The organism is Pseudomonas sp. (assembly GCF_050739775.1).
Classification (GTDB): Bacteria; Pseudomonadota; Gammaproteobacteria; order Pseudomonadales; family Pseudomonadaceae; genus Aquipseudomonas.
Window position 1 is genome coordinate 87,679 of record NZ_JBOICA010000001.1, and the last position, 17,174, is coordinate 104,852.

Sequence of the window (17,174 nt, forward strand, 5' to 3'; positions counted from 1 at the left end):
ATTTGACCCATGTTCAAGTATATTGGCGACATCGTTAAGGGCACTGGCACCCAGCTACGCAGCCTGGTGATGGTGTTCTCTCACGGTTTTCGCAAACGTGACACCCTGCAGTACCCCGAAGAGCCGGTCTACCTGCCGCCACGCTACCGTGGCCGCATCGTCCTGACCCGCGACCCGGATGGCGAAGAGCGCTGTGTAGCGTGCAACCTGTGTGCCGTGGCTTGCCCGGTCGGTTGCATCTCGCTGCAGAAAGCCGAGACAGAAGACGGCCGTTGGTACCCGGAGTTCTTCCGTATCAACTTCTCCCGTTGCATTTTCTGTGGCCTCTGCGAGGAAGCCTGCCCGACCACCGCGATCCAGCTGACGCCGGATTTCGAAATGGCCGAGTTCAAACGTCAGGAACTGGTGTACGAGAAAGAAGATCTGCTGATCTCCGGCCCCGGCAAATACCCTGACTACAACTTCTACCGTGTTGCAGGTATGGCTGTTGCCGGCAAGCCGAAAGGCGCCGCGCAGAACGAAGCCGAGCCGATCAACGTGAAGAGCTTGCTCCCTTAAGGAAGAAAGATGGAATTCGCTTTCTATTTCGCATCCGGTGTCGCTGTGGTGTCCACCCTTCGGGTGATCACCAACACCAACCCCGTGCACGCCCTGCTCTACCTGATCATTTCGCTGATCTCCGTGGCGATGACCTTCTTCGCCCTCGGCGCTCCGTTCGCCGGTGTCCTGGAAGTGATTGCCTACGCTGGCGCCATCATGGTGCTGTTCGTTTTCGTGGTGATGATGCTCAACCTGGGGCCGGCGTCGGTCGCCCAGGAACGTGGCTGGCTCAAGCCGGGTATCTGGCTGGGCCCTGTGGTCCTGGCCGCCCTGCTGCTGCTGGAGCTGCTGTACGTGCTGTTCGCCAGCGAAAGCGGCACCGGCATCGGCCACACCACCGTTGACGCCAAGGCCGTCGGCATCAGCCTGTTCGGCCCTTACCTGCTGGTGGTGGAACTGGCCTCGATGCTGCTGCTCGCCGCAGCGGTGACAGCTTTCCATCTTGGTCGCAACGAGGCGAAGGAGTAATCACATGCCAGCAATTCCCCTCGAACATGGTTTAGCGGTAGCCGGCATCCTGTTCTGCCTCGGCCTCGTCGGCCTGATGGTGCGCCGCAACATTCTTTTCGTGTTGATGAGCCTGGAAATCATGATGAACGCCTCGGCACTGGCCTTCATCGTCGCCGGTAGCCGCTGGGCGCAGCCGGATGGACAGATCATGTTCATCCTGGTGATCAGCCTGGCAGCCGCCGAGGCCAGTATCGGCCTGGCGATCCTGCTGCAGCTGTATCGCCGCTTCCACACCCTCGACATCGATGCAGCCAGTGAGATGCGCGGATGAACCTTCTCTTTCTGACTTTCGTTTTCCCCCTGGTCGGCTTCCTGCTGCTGGCGTTCTCGCGCGGACGGTTCTCGGAGAACCTGTCGGCGCTGATCGGTGTAGGCTCGGTGGGCCTCTCGGCCATCGTCGCCGCCTACGTGATCTGGCAGTTCAACGTCGCACCGCCTGAAGGTGGCGCGTACAGCCAGCTGCTGTGGCAGTGGATGTCGGTGGACGGCTTTGCGCCGAACTTCACCCTGTACCTGGACGGTCTGTCGCTGACCATGCTCGGCGTCGTGGTCGGCGTGGGCTTCCTGATCCACCTGTTCGCTTCCTGGTACATGCGCGGTGAAGCCGGCTACTCGCGCTTCTTCGCCTACACCAACCTGTTCATTGCCAGCATGTTGTTCCTGGTCCTGGGCGACAACCTGTTGTTCATCTACTTCGGTTGGGAAGGCGTGGGCCTGTGCTCGTACCTGTTGATCGGTTTCTACTACAGCAACCGCAATAACGGTAACGCCGCACTCAAAGCCTTCATCGTCACCCGTATCGGCGACGTGTTCATGGCCATCGGCCTGTTCATCCTGTTCGCCCAGCTCGGCACCCTGAACGTGCAGGAACTGCTGGTGCTGGCCCCGCAGAAGTTCCAGGCGGGTGATTTCTGGATGGTCCTGGCCACCCTGATGCTGCTCGGCGGCGCGGTCGGTAAGTCCGCCCAGCTGCCGCTGCAGACCTGGCTGGCCGACGCGATGGCCGGTCCTACCCCGGTTTCGGCACTGATCCACGCCGCGACCATGGTGACCGCCGGTGTCTACCTGATCGCCCGTACCCACGGCCTGTTCGCCCTCGCGCCAGACATCCTGCACCTGGTCGGCGTGGTCGGCGGTATCACCCTGGTCCTGGCGGGTTTCGCTGCGCTGGTACAGACCGACATCAAGCGTATCCTCGCCTACTCGACCATGAGCCAGATCGGCTACATGTTCCTGGCCCTGGGCGTTGGTGCCTGGGAAGGCGCGATCTTCCACCTGATGACCCACGCCTTCTTCAAGGCCCTGTTGTTCCTTGCTTCCGGTGCGGTGATCGTTGCCTGCCACCACGAGCAGAACATCTTCAAGATGGGCGGCCTGTGGAAGAAGCTGCCACTGGCCTACACCAGCTTCATCGTCGGTGGTGCCGCCCTGGCTGCCCTGCCGCTGCTGACCGCAGGTTTCTACTCCAAGGACGAGATCCTCTGGGAAGCCTTCGCCAGCGGCAACAACGGTTTGTTGTACGCCGGTCTGGTCGGCGCCTTCATGACCTCGCTATACACTTTCCGTCTGATCTTCATCGCCTTCCACGGCGAAGCCAAGACCGAAGCGCATGCTGGCCACGGGATTTCCCACTGGCTGCCACTGGGCGTGCTGATCGTGCTGTCGACCTTCATCGGTGCCTGGATTCATCCACCACTGGCGGATGTGCTGCCGCAGAGCGTCGGCCATGCCGGCGGCGAAGCCAAGCACAACCTGGAAATCGCCTCGGGCGCTATCGCTATCGCCGGCATCCTGCTGGCCGCGGTACTGTTCCTCGGCAAGCGGCGCCTGGCCACCGCGATCGCCGACAGCGGCATCGGTCGTGTGCTGTCGGCCTGGTGGTTCGCCGCCTGGGGCTTCGACTGGATCTACGACAAGCTGTTCGTCAAACCTTACCTGCTGATCATCCATATCCTGCGCAAGGATCCGGTTGACCGTAGCATTGGCCTGATTCCGCGTATGGCCAAGGGCGGTCATGCCGCCATGAGCAAAACCGAAACCGGTCAGCTGCGCTGGTATACCGCTTCGATCGCCGTGGGTGCCGTGCTTGTAATCGGTGCTGTCCTGATGGCTGCGGTCTGATATGAACCTTGCGACTTTGCGAAAGGAATTGAGCCCGTCATGATTTTGCCTTGGCTGATCCTGATCCCCTTTATCGGCGGCCTGCTGTGCTGGCTGGGTGAGCGCTTCGGCGCCACCCTGCCGCGCTGGATTGCGCTGCTGACCATGTCCCTGCTGCTTGGTATCGGCCTCTGGCTGTGGGCCAACGGCGACTACACCCTGGCCCCTGCACCGGGCGCTGCGCCTGAGTGGGCGGTCGAATTCAAAGTGCAGTGGATCGAGCGCTTCGGCATCAGCCTGCACCTGGCCCTCGATGGCCTGTCGCTGCTGATGATCCTGCTCACCGGTCTGCTCGGTGTGCTTTCGGTTCTGTGCTCCTGGAAAGAGATCCAGCGTCACGTCGGTTTCTTCCACCTCAACCTGATGTGGATCCTGGGCGGCGTGGTCGGTGTGTTCCTGGCCCTGGACCTGTTCCTGTTCTTCTTCTTCTGGGAAATGATGCTGGTGCCGATGTATTTCCTCATCGCGCTCTGGGGTCACAGCTCCTCCGACGGCAAGAAGACCCGGATCTACGCAGCGACCAAGTTCTTCATCTACACCCAGGCCAGCGGCCTGATCATGTTGGTGGCGATCCTCGGTCTGGTACTGGTCAACTACAGCAACACCGGGGTAATCACCTTCGACTACACCCAGTTGCTCAAGGCCGAACTGCCCGCTGGCACCGAATACCTGCTGATGCTCGGTTTCTTCATCGCCTTCGCGGTCAAGCTGCCGGTGGTACCGTTCCACTCCTGGCTGCCTGACGCTCACGCCCAGGCGCCGACCGCAGGTTCGGTTGACCTGGCCGGTATCTTGCTGAAAACCGCTGCCTACGGCCTGCTGCGCTTCGCCCTGCCGCTGTTCCCGAATGCCTCGGCGGAGTTTGCGCCGATCGCCATGACCCTGGGTCTGATCGGGATTTTCTACGGTGCGTTCCTGGCCTTCGCCCAGACCGACATCAAGCGCCTGGTCGCCTTCTCCAGTGTTTCGCACATGGGCTTCGTGCTGATCGGTATCTACTCCGGCAGCCAGCAAGCCCTGCAAGGCGCGGTGATCCAGATGCTGGCTCACGGCCTGTCGGCAGCCGCACTGTTTATCCTCTGCGGCCAGCTGTACGAGCGCCTGCACACCCGTGACCTGCGTCAGATGGGTGGCCTGTGGCACCGCATCGCCTACCTGCCGGGCATCAGTCTGTTCTTCGCTGCGGCGTCGCTGGGCCTGCCGGCCACCGGCAACTTCGTCGGCGAGTTCCTGATCCTGATCGGCGCCTTCGCCAGTGCCCCATGGGTCACCGTGATCGCTACCTCGGGCCTGGTGTTCGGTTCGGTCTACTCGCTGATCATGATCCACCGCGCCTACTTCGGCCCGTCGAAAACCGACGAGGTCCTGGCCGGCCTGGACAACCGCGAACTGATCATGGTGGTGGGCCTGGCTGGCCTCTTGATCCTGCTGGGCATCTACCCGCAGCCGTTCCTGGACACTTCTGCCGCCACCATGAGCGGTGTGCAGCAGTGGTTCGGTACCGCTTTCACTCAACTCGCTTCGGCCCGGTAAGAGCGCTATGGACCTGACGATTCAACACTTTATCGCGCTTGCGCCGCTGCTGATTACCACTATCACCACGATCGTGGTGATGCTGGCCATCGCCTGGCGCCGCAACCACTCGCAAACCTTCCTGCTGTCGATCATGGGCCTGAACCTGGCCCTGCTGTCGATCATCCCGGCCCTGAAAGTTGCGCCATTGGCAGTCACCCCGCTGCTGACCGTCGACAACTTCGCCGGCCTGTACATGGCGCTGATCCTGGTCGCTACCCTGGCCTGCGTGACCCTCGCTCACGCTTACCTCGGTGACGGCGGCAAAGGCTACCCGGGCAACCGTGAAGAACTGTACCTGCTGATCCTGATGGCTGCCCTGGGTGGCTTGGTGCTGGTCTGCGCGCAACACCTGGCTGGCCTGTTCATTGGCCTGGAGCTGCTCTCGGTACCGGTCTACGGCCTGGTCGCCTATGCCTTCTTCAACAAGCGTTCGCTGGAAGCCGGCATCAAGTACATGGTGCTGTCGGCCGCCGGCTCCGCCTTCCTGCTGTTCGGTATGGCCCTGCTGTACGCCGACGCCGGCAGCCTGAGCTTCGACGGTATCGGCAAGGCCCTGGCAGCCACCAACATGCCAAGCCTGCTGGCTCAGTTGGGCCTGGGCATGATGTTGGTCGGCCTGGCGTTCAAACTGTCGCTGGTGCCTTTCCACCTGTGGACCCCGGACGTCTACGAAGGTGCTCCGGCGCCGGTCGCCGCCTTCCTGGCCACCGCCAGCAAGGTTGCCGTGTTTGCCGTGGTCGTGCGTCTGTTCATGCTCTCCCCTGCTGCCAGCAGCGGCGTGCTGACCACCGTGCTGTCGGTGATTGCCGTAGCCTCGATCCTGATCGGTAACCTGCTGGCACTGACCCAGAGCAACCTCAAGCGTCTGCTCGGTTACTCGTCGATCGCCCACTTCGGTTACCTGCTGATCGCCCTGGTGGCGAGTAAGGGCCTGGCCGTTGAAGCCATCGGCGTGTACCTGGTCACCTACGTGATCACCAGCCTTGGCGCTTTCGGTGTGATCACCCTGATGTCCTCGCCGTACAACGGTCGTGACGCTGACGCCCTGTATGAGTACCGCGGCCTGTTCTGGCGCCGTCCGTACCTGACTGCGGTACTGACCGTGATGATGCTGTCGCTGGCCGGTATCCCGCTGACCGCGGGCTTCATCGGCAAGTTCTACATCATCGCTACCGGCGTCGAGTCGCAACTGTGGTGGCTGGTTGGTGCCCTGGTGATCGGTAGTGCCATCGGCGTGTTCTACTACCTGCGCGTCATGGTCACCCTGTTCCTGATGGAGCCAAACCTGCGTCGCCACGATGCACCGCTGAACTGGGAACAGCGCACCGGCGGCGTGATGCTGCTGGCAATTGCGATCCTGGCCTTTGTGCTGGGTGTGTACCCGCAGCCGTTGCTGGACATGGTCCAGCATGCAGGCTTGCAGTTGATCGGCTGATCGACCTCGCTATGACAAACACCCCGCCTCGGCGGGGTGTTTTGTTTCCGGCCCCTGTGCTTCGTCTGATAGTTGCGACGTCAGATACGCGCTCACAGTCCCGGAACCCCATCGATGCGCCTCACCCTGCCCCGCTCCTCCCTCGCCCTGCTGATTTCCTGCGCCACTTCGGTCCAGGCCAGCGAGGGCATTGAACTTGGCCAGGTACTGATCCAGGAACAGGAACAGAGCGAGCTGCAAGACGCCCGCGAGCGCCTGTATCAGGTGCCAGGCGCCAGCAACCTGGTGGACATGCAACGGGTGGAGCAAGGCCGGGTCGCCAGCAACCAGGACGTACTCGCCTACCAGCCGGGTGTGTTTGCCCAGTCTGCCGGCAACGACGGTATCAAACTGTCGATCCGCGGCTCAGGTATCAACCGTGCGCCGGGCAGCCACGGCTCAGGCGTGTACACGATGTTTGACGGCCTGCCGTTGACCGGCCCGGGCGGCACGCCTTATGAACTGTTCGAGCCTTTATGGCTGAGCCGCGCCGAAGTCCTGCGCGGCGCCAACGGCTTCGACCGCGGCGCCCTGGCCCTAGGCGGCGCCATCGATTACATCAGCCATACCGGCCATGATACCGCGCCCTTGCAAGTACGCTATGAACTGGGCAATCGCGGTTATGCCAAGCGCCAGATCAGCTCGGGCCAGGTACTGGGTGACCTGGACTACTACGTGGCCCTGACCGACTCTGAGTACGATGGTTATCAGGAGCACAGCAGCGGCAGCAGCAAGGGCATTGCCGCCAACGTTGGCTACCGTTTCAACCCGAACCTGGAAACGCGCTTCTACCTGCGCTACCGGGAAACCGAGAATGACCTGGCCGGGCGCCTGAGCAAAGAGCAGATCAAGCACGATCCGCGCGCAGCCAACCCGCTGTACCTGAGCCGTGATGCCAGCCGGCCGCAACCGGGCAGTACCTGGCTGGGCAACAAGACCACCTTCTTCCTTGATGACGATTCGCGTCTGGAGGCCGGGCTGGTCTACCACGACTACCCGATGGACCTGCGTGAAGGTGCCAACCGCTTGAAGGTTGCCTACACCGACGTCAGCGGCACCTTGAACTACTTTCGTCGTGACACCCTGTTCGGTCACGAGAGCAAGACCACGGTCGGCTGGCGTACCACCAAGCACCTGCCCAATAGTGGTGCCTCCGAGTTCGTCCGGGTATCGGAAAACAGCAACGGCAACCTGCCCATTGGCACCCGTACCCGTGATTTCAGCTACCAGGGCTCCGACAGCGTTGTGCATGTCGGCAACGAACTTGAGCTGACTCCCAACCTGTGGCTGACCAGCAGCCTGGCGATGATCTATACCCGCCGCGAAAGTGCGGTGAGCTACCCGGAGAATGGCGGCAAGGTCAGCCAGCATGACTGGGACTACGCGCCGCGTCTGGGCCTGCGCTATGACCTGAGCCCGAGCCTGCAACTGTACGGCAACCTCAGCCGCTCGGTTGAGCCGCCACACCCATGGGCGTTGATCTGGAGCTCGCCGAGGATCAAAGGCCTGCAAACCCAGCCAATCGAAATGCAAAACCAGACTGCCACCACCCTTGAGCTTGGCGCTCGGGGTGATTCGCTGGCCGGACGTTGGGACCTGGCCTGGTACTACTCAGACGTGCGCCATGAACTGCTGGCGGTCGAGATCGTGCCCGGCCTTCCTGCCGCCGAATTCAACGCCAGTCCCACCGTTCATCAAGGCGTTGAAGCCGGCCTCGACAGTCTGCTCTGGGAGCGCACCGCCGTCGGCAAGCTGTCCCTGCGCCAGGCCTACACCTTCAGCGACTTCCACTACCGCGACGACGATGTTTTCGGCGACAACCGCCTGCCCGGTATCCCGATGCACTACTACCAGGCCGAACTGCGCTTCGACCTGCCGAGCGGCTTTTACGCCGGGATCAATACCCAGATGGCTTCCAAGGTCCAGGTCGACTACGCCAACAGCTACCCGGCCGACGCTTATGCCCTGCTCGGTGCAACCTTAGGCTACAACGCGCCGAAACAGGACTGGCAGGCCTGGATCGACCTGCGCAACCTGACCAACAAGCGCTATGCCGCCACGGTTACGCCAGGCTACAACGACAAGGGCAAGGACATTGCCCACTCAACCCCCGGCGAAGGTTTCGGGGTATACGCGGGAGTGTCCTACAGCTTTCGCTAACTGGGCAGTTGCACCTGCGGTTTGGTCGAAACGAAGATCGCCCAGCTGGATATAAACAGCGCAGTAATCAGCGGGCCGATGACAAAACCGTTAAGGCCGAATACCGCCAGGCCACCGAGGGTTGAAATCAGAATAAGGTAATCGGGCATTTTCGTGTCCTTGCCCACCAGTATCGGCCGCAACACGTTGTCCACCAGACCGATCGCGAATACTCCGAAGGTGGCCAGCACTGCGCCTTGCCAGTATGCACCGGTGACCAGGAAGTACACTGCCACTGGTGCCCAGACGATGCCGGCACCCACCGCCGGCAGCAGCGAAAGAAAGGCCATCAGCACACCCCAGACCAACGCACTGGGAATGTCCAGAATCCAGAAGATAGTCCCCCCTAGGGCACCCTGGGTCACCGCCACCAGCACGTTGCCTTTGACCGTTGCGCGCACCACCCGGTTGAACTTCAGTTGCAAGCGGCGTTTTTGCTGCTCGGCCAATGGCACCGCAGCGCGGATTTTGCGTGCCAGCTCGGCGCCGTCTCGCAAAAAGAAGAACAACAGGTAGAGCATGACAGCAAAGCTCACGAGGAAATCGAAGGTGCCTTGGCCGAAACTGAACGCCTGGGTGGCAAAGAATTGGCTGCCCTGCATGGCGCCCTTGGCGATCTTGTCGCGCAAGCCAGCCAAGTCGCCCATACCCATGCGCTCCAGGCTATTTTGCGCGAACGCCGGGAGGATGCCCTTGAAACGCTCGATGTAGCCGGCCAGGTCCAGCTCGCCGCTCTCGATGCTTCTTGTACAGCGCCGCACCTTCCTGCACCAGCAAGGCGCTGATAATGATCACCGGAAGGATGGCGATCACCAGGCATACCAGCAGGGTCAGCCCCGCGGCCAGGTTGCGCCGCCAGTCCAGGCGCTGCAACAAGCGGCGCTGCAGCGGAGCGAAGACGACGGCAAGGGTCACCGCCCAGAACACCGCGCCGTAGAACGGTAGCAGGATCCAGATGAAGGCGATGGTGACCAGGGCCAGAAGCAAATGCAGGGCTCTGTTCTGCAGGATGGTTTCGTTCATGTGCGCTCCGCTGCCGTTCATAACTTTAGTACGTGGCGCAGAGACAAAAGTGCCGTTTACACAGAACAATTACCCTCTGAGGCGGCATCGGTCGCGTTTGCCATGATCAGGCCATGCCAATTCTCCATTGCTCGCCCAGCGGTCAAGTCGCTTTCCCAGAAGTACTTGGCATTCAATTCGATTTGCACGTAGCCCATGTCTGCGTCGCTGCTTGCCTGGGCCGCGTTGTACCAAGCATTCCGATCGCGTGACGTGCTCCAGGTAATTGACCGGTGCACTCCCATTTTGGTGAAGGAGAACGTGCACTTATTCATACCGGCCAGGGTTTGTCCTTTCCAGTCCCAGCGGTAGGTGGTGTCCACTTCGTTGTCCTCATTCAAGGTGTAATGGGTCTGAAAGTCTGGACACGAATCGGTAGGTTTCGCGATAGCGATGGACCAAGGCCCATGCGAGAGAATCAAAGTCATTTATGTTCCTTAACGCGGAATGAACACTGCCATCGATCCATCGGCTTGGAAAAACAACTGGTCGGGGTCGAGAATGCGCACGTCCTTGCCTTCGAGCTCAATCAGGCCGTTCTGTTGGAGACGAGTGAACACTCGGGATACGGTTTCTCCGGCCAATCCCAGATAGTTGCCGATTTCGTTGCGCGAGATGCTCAAGTGCAGCTGATTGGCCGTATACCCCAGCGCGCGAAAGCGAGCCTCCAGGTTGACCAGAAAGGTGACGACCCGCGCATCAGCGGCCTTTTTTGAAAGTAACCGCGTCATTTGCTGTGTGTCGCGAATCTCACGGCTCATCGCCCGCATCAAGTGTCGGCGTGTCTGCGGTAAGCGTATCAACAGCTCGTCAAGCGGCCCGAACGGGAGCTCACAAACATACGTGGTTTCTAGCGCTTGAACTGTCACCGGATAAGCTTCGGCGCCCATGCCCGACAGACCGATCAGCTCGCCAGGCAGATGAACGCCGACGATTTTTTCTTCTCCGCTTTCGCTCAGGTTAATGGACTTCAACGCGCCCGACCGAATCGAGCAAATAGAGCTAAAACTGTCACCTTGGCGAAACAGAAAGTCGCCCCTTTTCAGGAGACGGCCGTGCCTGACCATGTCATCAAGCGTGTCGACTTCTTCATGACTCACTGAACCGGGTAGGCACAGCGACGCTAAACTGCAGGTCTTGCAACTGGTCTGGCGGTAAGCGTGCAAGCTGACGGGTTCAGACATTTATTAGATCCCAATGAAATAACACAATGTGTGCCCGCTCCTTTTTTCTCAGGCGCACTTTATGGGCCATTCAAGTTTCCTGTGATCCAAGCTGAAATTCTTCTCAATAATCGTCATTTGATATCAAGCCATTGATTTTGCTGAATAAAACTAAAGAAACCGTCGTGTAATGTCCGACTGAAGCACAAGCAGTGACCAAAGCGCCGTTGATGCAAATCAATAACCTGAGGTGGCATTACCGGTAGCATCCGCGCCTTTTGCCGCGACCCGATCATGACCCTGCTTGCCAAACCTGAATTGCTCGCCCCTGCCGGCACCCTGAAAAACATGCGTTACGCCTTCGCTTATGGCGCCGACGCGGTCTATGCCGGCCAACCGCGCTACAGCCTGCGCGTACGCAACAACGAGTTCGACCACGCCAACCTGGCCCTGGGTATCAAAGAAGCCCAATCCTTGGGCAAGCGTTTTTATGTGGTGGTCAACATTGCGCCACACAACGCCAAGCTAAAGACCTTTCTCAAAGACCTGGCGCCGGTAATCGAGATGGCCCCGGATGCGCTGATCATGTCCGACCCAGGCCTGATCATGCTGGTGCGCCAGCACTTTGCGCAGATACCGATTCACCTGTCGGTACAGGCCAACACGGTGAACTGGGCCAGCGTCGAATTCTGGCGCAGCCAAGGACTGACCCGAGTGATCCTGTCCCGCGAGCTGTCGCTGGAAGAGATCGAGGAAATCCGCCAGCAGGTACCGCAGATGGAGCTGGAGGTTTTCGTCCATGGCGCACTTTGCATGGCCTATTCAGGTCGTTGCCTGCTGTCGGGCTACCTCAACCGCCGCGACGCCAACCAGGGTAGTTGCACCAATGCCTGCCGCTGGAAGTACAGCGCCACAGCGGCTACGGAAGATGCCAGTGGCGATATCGTCCGCGAAGTGCAGCCGACCCTGGGCATCGGTGCGCCCACCGAGCAGGTGTTCCTGCTCCAGGAAAGCAATCGGGCGGATGAAGACATGCCGGCCTTCGAGGACGAACACGGCACCTACATCATGAACGCCAAGGACCTGCGGGCGGTGCAGCACGTCGAACGCCTGACCCGCATGGGTGTGCATTCGCTGAAAATCGAGGGTCGGACCAAGTCGCACTTCTACTGCGCGCGCACCACCCAGGCCTATCGCCAGGCCATCGATGATGCCGTTGAAGGCCGAGAGTTCGACCGCAACCTGATGTTCAACCTCGATTCATTGGCCCAGCGCGGTTACACCGAAGGCTTCCTGCGGCGTCATGTGCATGATGAATATCAGAACTACCAGCGTGGCAATTCGGTTTCCGAGCGTCAGCAGTTTGTCGGAGAGCTGACCGGCGAGCGCGTCGATGGTCTGGCTGAAGTGCGGGTCAAGAACCGCTTTGCCCTGGGTGATCATCTGGAGTTGATGACGCCGCGCGGCAACTATCATTTCGACCTGCACCAGTTGCGCGACCGTCAGGGGGCATCGATCGAGGTAGCACCGGGGGACGGGCATACGGTCTACCTGCCGATTCCCGAGCAAGTGGACCTGGGATTTGGCTTATTGTTGCGTGAGATAGTGCAATGATCGGGGCAAGCCCTCTCCCACAGGGGCTCTGTGTGGGAGCGGGCTTGCCCCGCGATGAGTCCCTCGGATCAGGGCACGACGTTGGCCACCGCCGCGGTATCTGCCTCCCGAATCACCTGCACGCGATACTGCGGATCAGCCTTGATCTGCGCCTCGGTGAATGGAATCGCGTGCCAGTGCTTGGCCGAGAAGGCCTGTGTCTGGTCACTGGCATGCGCCGAGCCCGCCTCGCTGGACTCCGAAAAAGCCAGCAGCCCCAAGGCCTGAGGCCCCTTGGCATCAAAAGTCACCAACTGTAAGTAACTGGTGCCACTGACCACCAGGCGCTTGCCCGGCCCTGCCGGTACGCTCTGGATCGCGTTGTAGACCCCAAGGCTTGCAGGGCCGCCATGAATCGGCGTGCCATCGGCGGCTTGCTGGATCTGCCCCCAACGCACATCTGCTGCCAGGCCGCTCTTTTCCACCTCGGCCAGCGATGCCAAGGCGGCTTCGTTCAAGGCTGTTGCCACCTCGGCGCGCTCGACGGCCAGCCCGCGCGGGGTGTGCTGGGGATCGCTCGGATCGAATGCCACCCGCCAGATATCCGGGCGCTGTAGCAAGCGCTGCAAGATGTTCTGGAAATGCACCAGACCTATGCCACTGTCCAGGTCGGCACGCAGGTTCCAGGCCTTCAAACTGCTGCACAGCGCAGTCAATTGCGACGCCACCGCCTGCTTGCCACACCATTGCAACATATCCGGCATCAACAGTTCCGCCAGATAGACCTGGTTGTCCATCACCATCTGCTGCAGGTCGGCCCCCGTCAGCTTGCCGTCGCGGCTCAGGCGTTGCAGGGCAAAGCGGCTGCGTGGCCCCAGGGGCTGGTCTTCGCGACTGATCAACGGCGAATAGCCACGCAACGGCTGCGCCGGGTTGACCATCCAGGCTGAGTCGTTGGAATGCTGGATAAAATCACCTCGGCTCAAACTCGGCTGCAGCTGGGCTGGAAAGATACCTGACTGCGCAGCACGCGGATCGACCTTCCAGTTGCAGGCACTGCGCGAGCCATCGAGCACGATCATGCCCTGTGCGGCTGCCGGATCGCCGCACTCGGCCAGCAAGGCAGCGTCAACAAAGGGCACCACCGACTGATTCAAGTACAAGGTTTGACCCTTGGCGTCTACGGCCAGGGTGTTTACCCAAGGAATGCCCTGCAAACGCCGCACCGAGTCTTGCAACGCCTTCAGGCTGTCAGCCTGGTTCATGCTGTACCACTGCTGCAGTACGCGCGTGTTGTCCAGGTTGGCGTCACGCAAGCTGAAAGCATACTGTTTGTTCCAGTCCAGCCGCCCAGGCCACTGTACCACCGGACCAAACACCGAACTGTAGACCTCGCGGTTGACCGGCATGAGCTTGCCGTCCTCACCTTTGACCGTCACCGTCAGACGCTGGCGGCTCATGGGTAGAGACTTGCCGTCGAGCAGGTAGCGGGTCGGATCCTTGGGATCGAGTTCAAGCCGATACAAGGTGAAGTGCTTGGAGGTATCCACCGTATGGGTCCAGGCCAGGTGGCGGTTGAAACCGATGTTGATCAAGGGAAGTCCTGGCAAGGCGGCGCCCATGACATCCAGCTTACCGGGCATGCTCAGTTGCATCTGATAAAAGCGCATGCCGCCTGCCCAGGGGAAGTGCGGGTTAGCCAGCAACATGCCATGACCACTGGCCGATCGTTCACTGCCGACGGCCACTGCATTACTGCCACGCTCAAGGGCAAAATTGTCCTGGCGCACCTGCGCCACACCCATGTCCACGCCCAGGCGCGCCACGGCATTGGGCGGTGTAGCGCCAGCCAGGGCTTCGGCAAACTGCCCCACCCCACCTTCGACCAACAGACGCCGGGTCAGCTTGACCAGATCAAGCGTGGTGATCGGCCGCAACCACTGTGCCTGCAGACATTGCGCCCCCTGCCCCTGGGCCAAGCGCTCGGCCAGCGCGCGGTTGTAGCCCTTGGCATAGCCTTCGAGCAACGCACGCACCTGCTCCGGTTGCGCCTGCCAGAAACCGAACACCGCGGCAGGCGCGTTGAGCCAGCTGAAGAACAGATCACTGGCCAGGTTCTCGCGCTGCTCGAAGGTCACCTGATCAGGCCCGAAGTAACGTGCGCGCTCGGCGTTGACCGTGACCACTTCGTTGGCCAGCAGGCACAGGTTGTCTTGGGCATAGGCATAACCGATTCCGTACCCCAGCCCCTGTTCATCCTGGGCCAGGATGTGCGGTACACCAAAACTGGTGCGGCGGATTTCGGCACTGGCATCACCCGGGGCGACACGGGCCTGGGAAGCAAAGCTGAGGCCGGCGAGCAGTCCGGCCAGACAGACGCTTGCCAAGGGATGGGATTTGATCACGGACACTCCTGCACAGATCACGGAACTATTGATCCTGATTGAACGAAGCACAGGCGATAAATTTACGGAAACTGCAGACCCGATACGTCTTTACCTAAGCGAATCGAAATTTTTTCGCCAAGTACTGCAGTTTTGCCATGCTCATTCGTCTTATAGGGTGTAGGCATCAATAAGACGGTATCTGGACTGGCCACGAAAGGGAGCATTCACATGTATAACCAGCAACAGGCAGCGATCGCCAACCGTCCCGAACGAAAGGCTCGGCAAGCCCTGAGCGTGAAAGTCGACAACGGCGACAACGAACGCCCCGGCAACGAACATATTCGCGAACTGCTCAGGTCATTCGGCCTGCGTACCAGCCTGATCCGCCTCAAGGTCATCGATGCCTTGCATATGGCCGACAGGAACGGACGCAGCATCGGTGTGCGCGGCGTCCATAGCCAGCTTGAACAGCTGGATATTCCACTGTCGTTCCTCAGCGTTCGGGAAGTGCTCAAGCGCTTGTGCATCGAGGGCGTGATCAGCATGGGCAACGACAAGTGCTACAGCCTCAACCCCGAGGCCCGCAGCATTCTGCAACAAGCCTGCTCACGCTAAGCGCGAAGGCCGGCAGATGCCGGCCGCGCGGATCGCTTCAGAGTTTGACCTTGCGGCGCATGATGCCGTTGATCACCACGACCGCGACTGCCACAGCAATGGCAATGTACTGGAACACTTGCTCACTGAGCATCCCCTGCTTCTGCAGGTAGGACAGGCCGAGCATGATCCCCAGCACCAGCAGGGAGATCAGAATGGAATATTTCAAGCGTTGACCTTGAGTCATTGATATTTCCTTGCAACATCGGGGTAAGGGCCTGGAACGGCTCGTGCGCATCATACAACGCAGCCCTGCCGCGAGCGGACAATTTCCTCCTTCTGCGCTCACCTCCCTCCTGAAACCATGGCGTCCGGGCATTACCCCAGACAAATGGAAGATCGCCATGTTCATCGGCCGACTATTAAGCACTATCACCTTGCTGATTGGCCTGGAAGCCCAGGCACTCCCTAGCACTGCACTCTCTCCCGAACAACGACATGCACTTGGCAAGCAACTGGCCGAATACGCGGGCGCCAGCCAATGGCAACAACTCTGGCAGCGCTCGCGACAGGCCGGGCATCTGCACGAGCAGTCCGATACCCCCTATTTCAACCTTGCTCCCGAGCAACTCATCAAGACGGTAGCCCTGACATTGTCTGTATGGACCAGCAAAGCCGTTGCCTTATTCATGCGGGTGATACCTCGCACTCCCGAATTAGGCGTAGGTGTTCAGGCTCGGGAACCAGATGGGTCCATCGAGCCTGCTCGGCGTCCATTTCGGCGTTGCCTCGCAGTTTCTCTTCGATCACTACGCCTAAATCCTTGAACTAGAGCCGTATCTGGGTCCAATAGGCTTACTCGTAGAACTGGCTGAACCAGCGACGGAACTCCATTATCTTTCCATCGCCATCGCATAGCAGAGGTTTGCGAAGGTAAGCTTTGTTGTCCCAGATCGGCAGGTCTGCCTGCACCCCAACGTAGTTACCTCGCTCACCCACTTGCTCCTGGATAAGGTCGTCGATAAGCGTCTGCCTGAGTGGGTCGCCGCTATAGTCCGGATGCAAGAAGGAAAAGCGCAAATGGGTGAGTTCGGATTCGACAGGGGTAATAGTGATCAATATGACCAGGGTGACATGACGGGACATTCTGACTACCTGCATGCCTGGCCCGATCTGTTCGAAGTTCACGGAGAACTCGCAATCAATGCGACCACCCTGCGAGTCCACAATTGACATCGGTCCGTTGAGTGCAGTGGTTCGTAGATGTCCTTCGTAGCATGAGTCAACGCCCAACGGTGCCTCCTGCCCGTGAACGTACTTTAAGTGCGCAGCATCCACGCTGTTCTCGGCAATTTCCTGTGGGATGGTCTTGATTTCAAATAGGCGGTGACGACGTGTGCACCAGCCTGCGCCACCCGCCTCAGGAACATGAGTGACTTCCCACAGGGGAGCAGCGCCATCCTGATGAAACCACGCCCAAATCATCTGGTTGGCTTCTACAACCGACAACCCTTTCAACACCGGATCATGTCTAAGTTTTGGCGGTATGGCCTTGGCATACGGGATATTTCGGCAGAATCCCTTGTGGTCGAATCCCCAGTTATGAAAGGGACAGCGCAGTAGCTCTCCATCGACCTTGCCTCCCACGCCAAGATGGGCCCCAAGATGGGGACAGTGCGGTTCGAACATGCCGACCTTCCCATTGGCATCACGGAAGAGCACCCAATCCTGGCCAAAAAACCGAACAGTCTGGATGTCCCCGGCTTCAAGCTCATCTGACAGCATGACGCAATACCAACCATAAGGGATCGGAAGCCCGTAGCGAGATGCAGAGACTGTTTCTTGAGCGATCAACAT

Annotated in this window: 15 protein-coding genes and 1 pseudogene; 10 read left to right on the top strand and 6 right to left on the bottom strand. The window is 60.0% G+C overall.

Annotation, left to right across the window (positions count from 1 at the left end; all coding sequences use genetic code 11):
- Nucleotides 1-9: 9 nt before the first annotated feature.
- The 7 genes from nuoI to ACRESH_RS00630 all read left to right on the top strand — a co-directional run bounded on the left by nuoI (nucleotide 10) and on the right by ACRESH_RS00630 (nucleotide 8,479).
- Complete coding sequence (nuoI, locus tag ACRESH_RS00600) at nucleotides 10-558, top strand: NADH-quinone oxidoreductase subunit NuoI (protein WP_431740106.1); 549 nt, start codon at nucleotides 10-12, stop codon at nucleotides 556-558.
- Nucleotides 559-567: 9 nt separating this feature from the next.
- Nucleotides 568-1,068 (top strand): NADH-quinone oxidoreductase subunit J, encoded by a 501-nt coding sequence (gene nuoJ, locus ACRESH_RS00605; RefSeq protein WP_431740107.1) that lies wholly within the window; start codon nucleotides 568-570, stop codon nucleotides 1,066-1,068.
- A gap of 4 nt (nucleotides 1,069-1,072) precedes the next feature.
- Nucleotides 1,073-1,381 (top strand): NADH-quinone oxidoreductase subunit NuoK, encoded by a 309-nt coding sequence (gene nuoK / locus ACRESH_RS00610; RefSeq protein ID WP_028944232.1) that lies wholly within the window; start codon nucleotides 1,073-1,075, stop codon nucleotides 1,379-1,381.
- Complete coding sequence (nuoL, locus tag ACRESH_RS00615) at nucleotides 1,378-3,231, top strand: NADH-quinone oxidoreductase subunit L (protein ID WP_431740108.1); 1,854 nt, start codon at nucleotides 1,378-1,380, stop codon at nucleotides 3,229-3,231. Before nuoK ends, nuoL begins: the two co-directional genes overlap by 4 nt.
- Nucleotides 3,232-3,270: 39 nt before the next feature.
- The gene (nuoM, locus tag ACRESH_RS00620) at nucleotides 3,271-4,803 is read left to right on the top strand and encodes an NADH-quinone oxidoreductase subunit M (protein WP_431740109.1); all 1,533 of its coding nucleotides are present in this window, start codon (nucleotides 3,271-3,273) and stop codon (nucleotides 4,801-4,803) included.
- A gap of 7 nt (nucleotides 4,804-4,810) precedes the next feature.
- Complete coding sequence (nuoN, locus tag ACRESH_RS00625; RefSeq protein WP_431740110.1) at nucleotides 4,811-6,280, top strand: NADH-quinone oxidoreductase subunit NuoN; 1,470 nt, start codon at nucleotides 4,811-4,813, stop codon at nucleotides 6,278-6,280.
- 114 nt (nucleotides 6,281-6,394) lie between these two features.
- Nucleotides 6,395-8,479 carry a TonB-dependent receptor family protein gene (locus tag ACRESH_RS00630; RefSeq protein ID WP_431740111.1) on the top strand — a complete coding sequence of 695 codons (2,085 nt, stop codon included), beginning with the start codon at nucleotides 6,395-6,397 and terminating at the stop codon, nucleotides 8,477-8,479.
- On the opposite strand, the pseudogene ACRESH_RS00635 reads toward ACRESH_RS00630, so the two are convergent.
- The 3 genes and pseudogenes from ACRESH_RS00635 to fnr all read right to left on the bottom strand — a co-directional run bounded on the left by ACRESH_RS00635 (nucleotide 8,476) and on the right by fnr (nucleotide 10,764).
- Nucleotides 8,476-9,541: pseudogene (locus tag ACRESH_RS00635) on the bottom strand (AI-2E family transporter). The gene ACRESH_RS00630 and the pseudogene ACRESH_RS00635 sit on opposite strands and share 4 nt — an antisense overlap.
- Nucleotides 9,542-9,597: 56 nt before the next feature.
- On the bottom strand, nucleotides 9,598-10,008 hold the full coding sequence (locus ACRESH_RS00640) for a hypothetical protein (protein ID WP_431740112.1): 411 nt from the start codon (nucleotides 10,006-10,008) through the stop codon (nucleotides 9,598-9,600).
- 9 nt (nucleotides 10,009-10,017) lie between these two features.
- Nucleotides 10,018-10,764, bottom strand: a complete 747-nt coding sequence (gene fnr / locus ACRESH_RS00645; RefSeq protein ID WP_431740113.1) for a fumarate/nitrate reduction transcriptional regulator Fnr — start codon at nucleotides 10,762-10,764, stop codon at nucleotides 10,018-10,020.
- A 273-nt stretch (nucleotides 10,765-11,037) separates the two neighbouring features.
- Here fnr and yegQ point away from each other — a divergent pair, with 273 nt between their 5' ends.
- On the top strand, nucleotides 11,038-12,357 hold the full coding sequence (gene yegQ / locus ACRESH_RS00650) for a tRNA 5-hydroxyuridine modification protein YegQ (RefSeq protein ID WP_431740114.1): 1,320 nt from the start codon (nucleotides 11,038-11,040) through the stop codon (nucleotides 12,355-12,357).
- 68 nt (nucleotides 12,358-12,425) lie between these two features.
- On the opposite strand, the gene ACRESH_RS00655 is transcribed toward yegQ, so the two are convergent.
- Nucleotides 12,426-14,741, bottom strand: a complete 2,316-nt coding sequence (locus ACRESH_RS00655) for an acylase (RefSeq protein WP_431740115.1) — start codon at nucleotides 14,739-14,741, stop codon at nucleotides 12,426-12,428.
- 210 nt (nucleotides 14,742-14,951) lie between these two features.
- On the opposite strand from ACRESH_RS00655, the gene ACRESH_RS00660 reads away from it, so the two are divergent.
- The gene (locus ACRESH_RS00660; RefSeq protein WP_431740116.1) at nucleotides 14,952-15,338 is read left to right on the top strand and encodes a fe2+ zn2+ uptake regulation protein; all 387 of its coding nucleotides are present in this window, start codon (nucleotides 14,952-14,954) and stop codon (nucleotides 15,336-15,338) included.
- A gap of 37 nt (nucleotides 15,339-15,375) precedes the next feature.
- Here the strand turns inward: ACRESH_RS00660 and ACRESH_RS00665 are convergent, their stop codons facing one another.
- Entirely contained in the window at nucleotides 15,376-15,564 is a 189-nt protein-coding gene (locus tag ACRESH_RS00665) for a hypothetical protein (RefSeq protein WP_431740117.1), read from the bottom strand.
- 43 nt (nucleotides 15,565-15,607) lie between these two features.
- On the opposite strand from ACRESH_RS00665, the gene ACRESH_RS00670 reads away from it, so the two are divergent.
- Nucleotides 15,608-16,144, top strand: coding sequence for a hypothetical protein (locus ACRESH_RS00670; protein ID WP_431740118.1), 537 nt, complete (start codon nucleotides 15,608-15,610; stop codon nucleotides 16,142-16,144).
- A gap of 28 nt (nucleotides 16,145-16,172) precedes the next feature.
- Here ACRESH_RS00670 and ACRESH_RS00675 read toward each other — a convergent pair whose 3' ends face one another.
- Nucleotides 16,173-17,174 carry an aromatic ring-hydroxylating oxygenase subunit alpha gene (locus ACRESH_RS00675; protein WP_431740119.1) on the bottom strand — a complete coding sequence of 334 codons (1,002 nt, stop codon included), beginning with the start codon at nucleotides 17,172-17,174 and terminating at the stop codon, nucleotides 16,173-16,175.